General features: G+C 74.5%; 8 protein-coding genes. 2 read left to right on the top strand and 6 right to left on the bottom strand.

Annotation, left to right across the window (positions count from 1 at the left end; translation table 11 throughout):
• Window positions 1–75 precede the first annotated feature (75 nt).
• From KME75_RS39400 to KME75_RS39390, 3 genes are all read right to left on the bottom strand, one after another.
• Window positions 76–483, bottom strand: a complete 408-nt coding sequence (locus KME75_RS39400) for a flavin reductase family protein (RefSeq protein WP_219420091.1) — start codon at window positions 481–483, stop codon at window positions 76–78.
• A 14-nt stretch (window positions 484–497) separates the two neighbouring features.
• A complete protein-coding gene (locus KME75_RS39395; protein ID WP_219420089.1) occupies window positions 498–1,124 on the bottom strand; it encodes a superoxide dismutase in 627 nt (208 codons plus the stop codon).
• Between the two features lie 102 nt (window positions 1,125–1,226).
• A complete protein-coding gene (locus KME75_RS39390) occupies window positions 1,227–2,267 on the bottom strand; it encodes a LacI family DNA-binding transcriptional regulator (protein ID WP_219420087.1) in 1,041 nt (346 codons plus the stop codon).
• 133 nt (window positions 2,268–2,400) lie between these two features.
• On the opposite strand from KME75_RS39390, the gene KME75_RS39385 reads away from it, so the two are divergent.
• Window positions 2,401–2,604: a hypothetical protein gene (locus tag KME75_RS39385; protein ID WP_219420086.1), complete on the top strand. Its 204-nt coding sequence runs from the start codon at window positions 2,401–2,403 to the stop codon at window positions 2,602–2,604.
• A gap of 3 nt (window positions 2,605–2,607) precedes the next feature.
• Here KME75_RS39385 and KME75_RS39380 read toward each other — a convergent pair whose 3' ends face one another.
• Window positions 2,608–2,970: a DUF2784 domain-containing protein gene (locus KME75_RS39380; protein WP_219420084.1), complete on the bottom strand. Its 363-nt coding sequence runs from the start codon at window positions 2,968–2,970 to the stop codon at window positions 2,608–2,610.
• Between the two features lie 120 nt (window positions 2,971–3,090).
• On the opposite strand from KME75_RS39380, the gene KME75_RS39375 reads away from it, so the two are divergent.
• Window positions 3,091–4,482, top strand: coding sequence for a radical SAM family protein (locus tag KME75_RS39375; protein WP_219420083.1), 1,392 nt, complete (start codon window positions 3,091–3,093; stop codon window positions 4,480–4,482).
• A 12-nt stretch (window positions 4,483–4,494) separates the two neighbouring features.
• On the opposite strand, the gene KME75_RS39370 is transcribed toward KME75_RS39375, so the two are convergent.
• Entirely contained in the window at window positions 4,495–5,265 is a 771-nt protein-coding gene (locus tag KME75_RS39370; RefSeq protein ID WP_219420081.1) for a 5-formyltetrahydrofolate cyclo-ligase, read from the bottom strand.
• Window positions 5,262–5,935 (bottom strand): SDR family oxidoreductase (locus tag KME75_RS39365; RefSeq protein WP_219420080.1); only part of this gene is annotated, 674 nt, incomplete at its 5' end. The genes KME75_RS39365 and KME75_RS39370, both read right to left, overlap by 4 nt.

Below are 5,935 nucleotides of genomic sequence, written 5' to 3'. Positions count from 1 at the left end.
AGGGCCACCGCGCGGTCGCCACCCGCTACGACAAGCGCGACTACATGTTCCGCGGAACCATCGACGTCGCCTCGATCAGGATCTGGCTCCGCGACCCCGTCCCATGATCCAAGGGACACGCTCTAGCAGCAGTTCCCCCGTCGGCAGCCGCGACCACAGGGTGGCCGGGCCGAACCGGTCCGCGCCCGGGGTGGCGAACCGGCGGGCGAGTGCAGCGTTCCCGCTGTCCAGGAGATGGACGAGGAACGACGCCGCGCCGAGAACCGCGGGCGCGGCCGACCCCGGCGCGATGGAGAAGACGATCGCCGGTGGTTCGAGCGACACCGACGCGACCGACGACGCCGTGAGACCTGCCGGCACTCCCCGTCCGTCGGTCGCGGTGATCACGGCGACGCCGGTCGGGTGCGAACGGAAGGCGGTGCGGAGGTCGGCCGCGACCGCGCCCGGTGATGGGGGCGCGGTCGCGGTGTCGGACGGGGGCATGGTGCCGGCTCCGGTCAGGCGGGGGTGAGCAGCCCGGCGGTGCTCGACCGGGCCCGCTCGAAGCGCGCGGCGGCGTCGGCCCAGTCGACGACGTTCCACCAGGCCTTCACGTAGTCCGGCTTGACGTTCTTGTACTGCAGGTAGAAGGCGTGCTCCCACATGTCGAGCAGGACGACGGGGACCTGGCCCGCGGGCAGGTTGGCCTGCTGGTCGTAGAGCTGGTGGATCAGCAAGCGGCCGCCGAGCGCGTCCCAGGCGAGGATCGCCCAGCCGGAGCCCTGGATCGTGGTGGCGGCGGCGGTGAAGTGGGCGCGGAAGGCGTCGAAGGAGCCGAAGGCGTCGTCGATGGCGACGGCGAGGTCGCCGGTGGGCTTGTCACCGCCGTCGGGGGAGAGGTTGGTCCAGAAGATCGAGTGGTTGACATGGCCGCCGAGGTTGAACGCAAGGGTCTTCTCCAGGCCGACGATCGCGCCGAAGTCGTTCTGCTCGCGGGCGGCGGCGAGCTTGTCGAGGGTGTCGTTGAGGGCGGTCACGTAGGTCTGGTGGTGCTTCGAGTGGTGCAACTGCATGATCTCACCCGCGATGTGCGGGTCGAGTGCGCCGTAGTCGTAGGGCAGGTCGGGAAGCGTGTACCGGGCCATGACGGCACTGTCGTACCTCGACCCGACTTCAGGTCAACCGCCCTGTGATCGACGGCACGGGCAAGCTCCGCTCGGCGCTGATGTTCGCTCCGCTGGCTCCGCTCAGCGGGCCGGCCCGCAGCTGCGCCGGACCAGGAGCTCGGTGGGCACCAGCGCCGGCGGGACGACCCGCCCCGCCCGGCCGTCCTCCGGCCGGATGAGGTCGAGCAGCAGGTGCACCGCCCGGCGTCCGGCCTCGCCGAACCGCTGGCGGACCGTGGTGAGCGGCGGCCGGAAGAACTCGGCCTCGGGCACGTCGTCGAAGCCCACGACGCTCACGTCGTCCGGTACGCGCAACCCGGCCTCGTCGAGCGCCCGCAGAGCGCCCAGCGCCATCTGGTCGTTGGCCGCGAACACGGCCGTGAGCGAGCGGTCGGCGGCGAGGAGCCGCCGCATGGCCGCGTAGCCGGACCGGGCGCTCCAGTCGCCCGTCACCGGCTCCGGCACCCATGCCCCGGCCGCCGCGAGCGTGGCGCGCCAACCCGCGCTGCGCGAGGACGCGTCCATCCAGTCCTGCGGGCCGGCAAGGTGGTGCACCGTGCGGTGACCCAGCTCGAGCAGGTAGCGGGTGGCGGCCTCGGCCCCGCCGTGCTGGTCGATCGCGACCGCCGGGGGCAGGGCGACGTCGTCCCCGGCCGGGAGCACGCCGCCGACGAACACCGTGGGCACCGGCCGCAGCTCCGCGGTGAGCGCTTCGAGGGCGGCCTGGTGCGGGGCGATCGCCACGACGCCCTCGACGGCCTGGTCCTGCAGCCGGTCGAGGGCCCGCACGACGGCAGGCGAGTCGATCCGGTCCACCACGGCGATGCTGACGCCGAGCCCGACGGCGCTCGCCGCCTGCTCGACGCTGTAGAGGGTGCTGACCGGCCCGTGCAGCACCGTGTCGAAGGTGATCACGCCGAGCGTGCCGGAGCGGCGGGTGGCGAGGGCCCGCGCCACGGCGTTGCGGCGGTAGCCCAGCTCGCCCATCGCGGCGAGAACCTTGGCCCGCGTGGCCTCGCTGACATGCGGGGACTCGTTGACCACCCGCGAGACGGTCTGGTGCGAGACGCCGGCGAGCCGGGCGACGTCGGTCATCACCGGGGCGGAAGCGGGCTGGTCCATGCCGACATGCTGCCGCACCGGCGGGCGGGCCGGGCGGGGACGTGCCACCCTCTTCTTCCATGAGCGAGCTTGCGAGCGAATCATCGACACAGCGCCTCCGCGAAGCGTCGACCGAGCGCAGCGAGGGAGAGCGATGAGCGACGAGCAATGGTTCTACTGCTTGAAGCACGGCACCGTGGAGCCCCCCGAGGGGTGCCGCGCCGCCGACCGGCTGGGCCCCTACCCGGATCGCGAGACGGCCGCGCGCGCCCTGGAGATCGCGCGCGAGCGGACCGAGGCCGCCGACGCCGCCGACCGCGAGTGGGCCGAACGGGGCGCCCGGCCGCGCGGCGACTGACGCCTATCTCGTGGCGCGCCGGCGCGCCCGCAGCGCGAACCCCACCCACGAGACCACCACGAGCGCGGCGACCAGCAGCTGCGCCTCGAGGAGCCGGTCGGCGGGGTAGACCACGCCGGTGAGGTAGGTGTCGATGAAACCGCGCGGCAACCCACGCTCGCCCGCCTGCTGACGTGCGGCGTCCTCCCACGCCGTGAGCGGGCACTCGATCCCGATCGTCGCGCTCACCAGGCCCCACGCCGCCGCGGCGGCGTGCGGCACGATCGCCCACGGGCGCCGCCATGCCAGGAACCCGCCCAGCGCCACGTAGGCGAGGAACCCGAAATGCACCAGCATCACCGCGTCGGCGAGCAGCTGGTAGCCCATCCACCGAGCATGCCACCGGCTCAGCCGTGATGATGCTCCGGTGAGCGAGCTTGCGAGCGAACCATGGATACAGCGCGTTCGCGAAGCGCCGACCGAGCGCAGCGAGGGAGTGCGGTAAGCGTGCTGTCCCGGCTCCGTGACCTCGAACGCCGCACGCGCCCGCGCGACCCGGCCTTCGCCGCCGCGCTGGCCCGCCGCTGGGCCGGGCTGCCCGACGTCGTCAAGACACCGGGGCAGGTACTCGGCCGGTTCGCCGCGGGCTGCGAGGGCACGCACGGCGTCTTCCCGGCGTGCAACCTCGCCTGCACCCCGTGCTACCACTCCCGCGACGCCAACCGGGTGCGCGTGGACGGCGCGCACACCCGTGAACAGGTCGAGGCGCAGATGGCGCTGCTGGAGCGGGAGCGCGGGCCGCGGGCGCACGCCCAGCTCATCGGGGGTGAGGTGACGCTGCTGCCGCCCGACGACCACGCCGCGACCCTGCTGATCATGCGCCGGCACGGCCGCGAGCCGATGAGCATGACCCACGGCGACGTCGACGAGGAGTACCTGGAGCGGCTCGTGCTCGGGCCCGACGGGAGGCGCAGGCTGCGCCGTGTCTCGTTCGCCGCGCACTTCGACATGATGATGTTCGGCAGGCGCGGCATCCCCCGCCCGCCCGACGAGGCCGCGCTGCACCCCTACCGGCGCCGGTTCGCCGAGATGTTCGCCCGGCTGCGCCGCCGCCACGGCGTGCGGTCCTTCCTGGCGCACAACATGACGGTGACGCCGGCCAACGTCGAGCAGATCCCCGAGGTCGTGCGCGAGGTCGCGCGGATGGGCTACGGGATGCTGTCGTTCCAGCCCGCGGCCTACGTGGGCGACGAGCGGCGGTGGCGGGAGTCCTACCGCGGCGGGGACGTCGGTCCGGACGCGGTGTGGGCGCAGATCGAGCGCGGCGTCGGGCGTCCCCTCGACCACCACGTGTTCGAGAACGGCGACGTCCGCTGCAACCGCACGGCCTACGGCTTCTACCTGGGCGAGAGGTGGCACCCGTTCCTCGACGGCGACGACGCGCGCGACCTCGCCACCCGCGACGCCTTCTTCCGCCACCTGTCCGGCGTCGGTTTCGGCGGCACCCCGCCCGCCGTGCTGGCCGCGAAGCTCGTGCGGCTGGCCGTCGGGCGCCCCCGGGTGGTCGGGATCGCGCTGGCGTGGCTGGTGCGCACGGTCCGGCGGGTGGGCGTGGGCGCGCTGCTGCGGCACCGGCCCCGTCCGGTCACGTTCGTCATGCACCAGTTCATGGACGCCGCCGACGTCGCCCCCGCCTGGGACCTCGTGCAGCGCGGGATCACCAGCGACGACCCGGGCGTGCGCGCCACGCAGGAGCGGCTGGCGGCCTGCCACTACGCGATGGCGCATCCCGAGGACGGCACGCTGGTGCCCGCCTGCGTCCAGCACGGCGTGCTCGACCCGGCCGAGAACGCGCAGCTGAAGGTGCTGCTCCCGATGCCGTCCGTGCGCCGCGGATGACCGTTGCGGTCGCTACGGCCGCAGCTTCCGCAGCAGCGGGATCGCGCCGATCTTCTCCTCGGTGAGCTCGCTCCAGCGGATCCCGTCCGCGGGCCGCGCGCCGCGCCGCTCCCGGCAGTCGATCACTCGCTCCGGGGTGACCACGAGGTCCACCGGGGCGTCGTGCGGCGCGGCCGGAATGCGGCCCGCGGGGCGCACCTGCAGCTCGTGCACGGTGGTGACGACCAGGGTGTCCGGGCCGATCAGCCCGGCCGCAGTGGCGAGGGCGAACTCCAGGTCGGCGAACCCGCCGCCCTTGCCCAGCCGTGCGCCGTCCTCCGCGACGGCCACGCAGCCGGTCACCACGAGGTCGACCGGGTCCAGCTCGGCCACCGCGACCCGGCGGGCGGAGCGGGTGGCCCCGGCGATCGAGGCGGCCTTGCGCGGCGGGTCGGCGAGGTGGGCCGGGTCGAGCAGGAAGAACGGCTCGGGCTCGGCGAGTTTCGGCACCGCCATGTAGACGGTCTTGCCGTCCTCGAGCGCCCGCTGGCGCACGGGCAGCTGCGCGGAGTCCGGGTTGGCCTTGACGGTGTCCGCCGCCCGCCACACGTCGCTCTCCCGCAGCCGCTGCGCCGCCGCCTCCGCACCCGTGAAGTTCGAGATCCGGTGCCGGGCGCCGGGGAAGCGGGCCACCTTCGCCTCGGTGAGCGCCGTCCACACCTCGTCGCGGAGCGCGGCCTTCGCCTGCAGCAGCTCCGGGTCGCCGCCGGCGTCGCGGTCGTGGCGCCGCGGCTCCCGCCTCACGGGCGACCGGCCCGGCGACGCTCGCCCTGCGCGCGGAGCCGGGCCAGCACGGGCAGCCCGATCCGGGGCAGCGCGCCTGCGATCCGCATCGCCCCGGCGCGGTGGGCGGGCAGCGACCGGACGGTGCGGCTGCCGTCGAGCAGCGCGACGGCGGCGTCGGCCACCGTGCCGGGCGAGAGCAGGCCGCTGCGCTGGGAGAACAGGATCGCGGTGTCCGGGCTGGCCTGCTCGGAGCGCACCAGCGCGGTGTCGGCGGCGTCCGGGCAGAGGACGTGCACCCGGATCGGCACCCGCGCGAGGTCCAGGTCACCCTGCAGGCTGGTGCTGAAGCCGAGCACCGCCGCCTTCGTCGCCGCGTACACGGCGAGCCCCGGCACCGGGCCGTGCGCCGACATCGACGCGATGTTCAGCAGGTGCCCGCCGCCGGCGCGCATCACCTCCACGGCCGCGCGCGACCCGTGCACCACCCCGCCGACGTTCACGTCGACCATCAGTGCGGCGTCGGCGTCAGTGTGCTCCCACGCCTTGCCCGCGCGCAGCACCCCGGCGTTGTTCACCCACACCGTCACGGAGCCGAGGCCGGCCGCCGCGGCGGCGACCCTGCGGTGCTCGTCGGGCACCCGGGCGTCGGCGACCAGCCCGGTGGCACCCAGCTCGGCCGCGGTCGCGG

Origin of the sequence: Pseudonocardia nigra (assembly GCF_019396355.1) — a bacterium.
In the GTDB taxonomy this organism is placed as follows: domain Bacteria; phylum Actinomycetota; class Actinomycetes; order Mycobacteriales; family Pseudonocardiaceae; genus Pseudonocardia; species Pseudonocardia nigra.
Note: the sequence above shows the minus strand (reverse complement) of the source record. Positions and strands in the feature narration are given on the sequence as shown.

Bases quoted from the DNA above. Each gene is read 5' to 3' on its own strand.
- KME75_RS39400 (WP_219420091.1), bottom strand. From the start codon at position 483: ATGCCCCCGTCCGACACCGCGACCGCGCCCCCATCACCGGGCGCGGTC.
- KME75_RS39395 (WP_219420089.1), bottom strand. From the start codon at position 1,124: ATGGCCCGGTACACGCTTCCCGACCTGCCCTACGACTACGGCGCACTC.
- KME75_RS39390 (WP_219420087.1), bottom strand. From the start codon at position 2,267: ATGGACCAGCCCGCTTCCGCCCCGGTGATGACCGACGTCGCCCGGCTC.
- KME75_RS39385 (WP_219420086.1), top strand. From the start codon at position 2,401: ATGAGCGACGAGCAATGGTTCTACTGCTTGAAGCACGGCACCGTGGAG.
- KME75_RS39380 (WP_219420084.1), bottom strand. From the start codon at position 2,970: ATGGGCTACCAGCTGCTCGCCGACGCGGTGATGCTGGTGCATTTCGGG.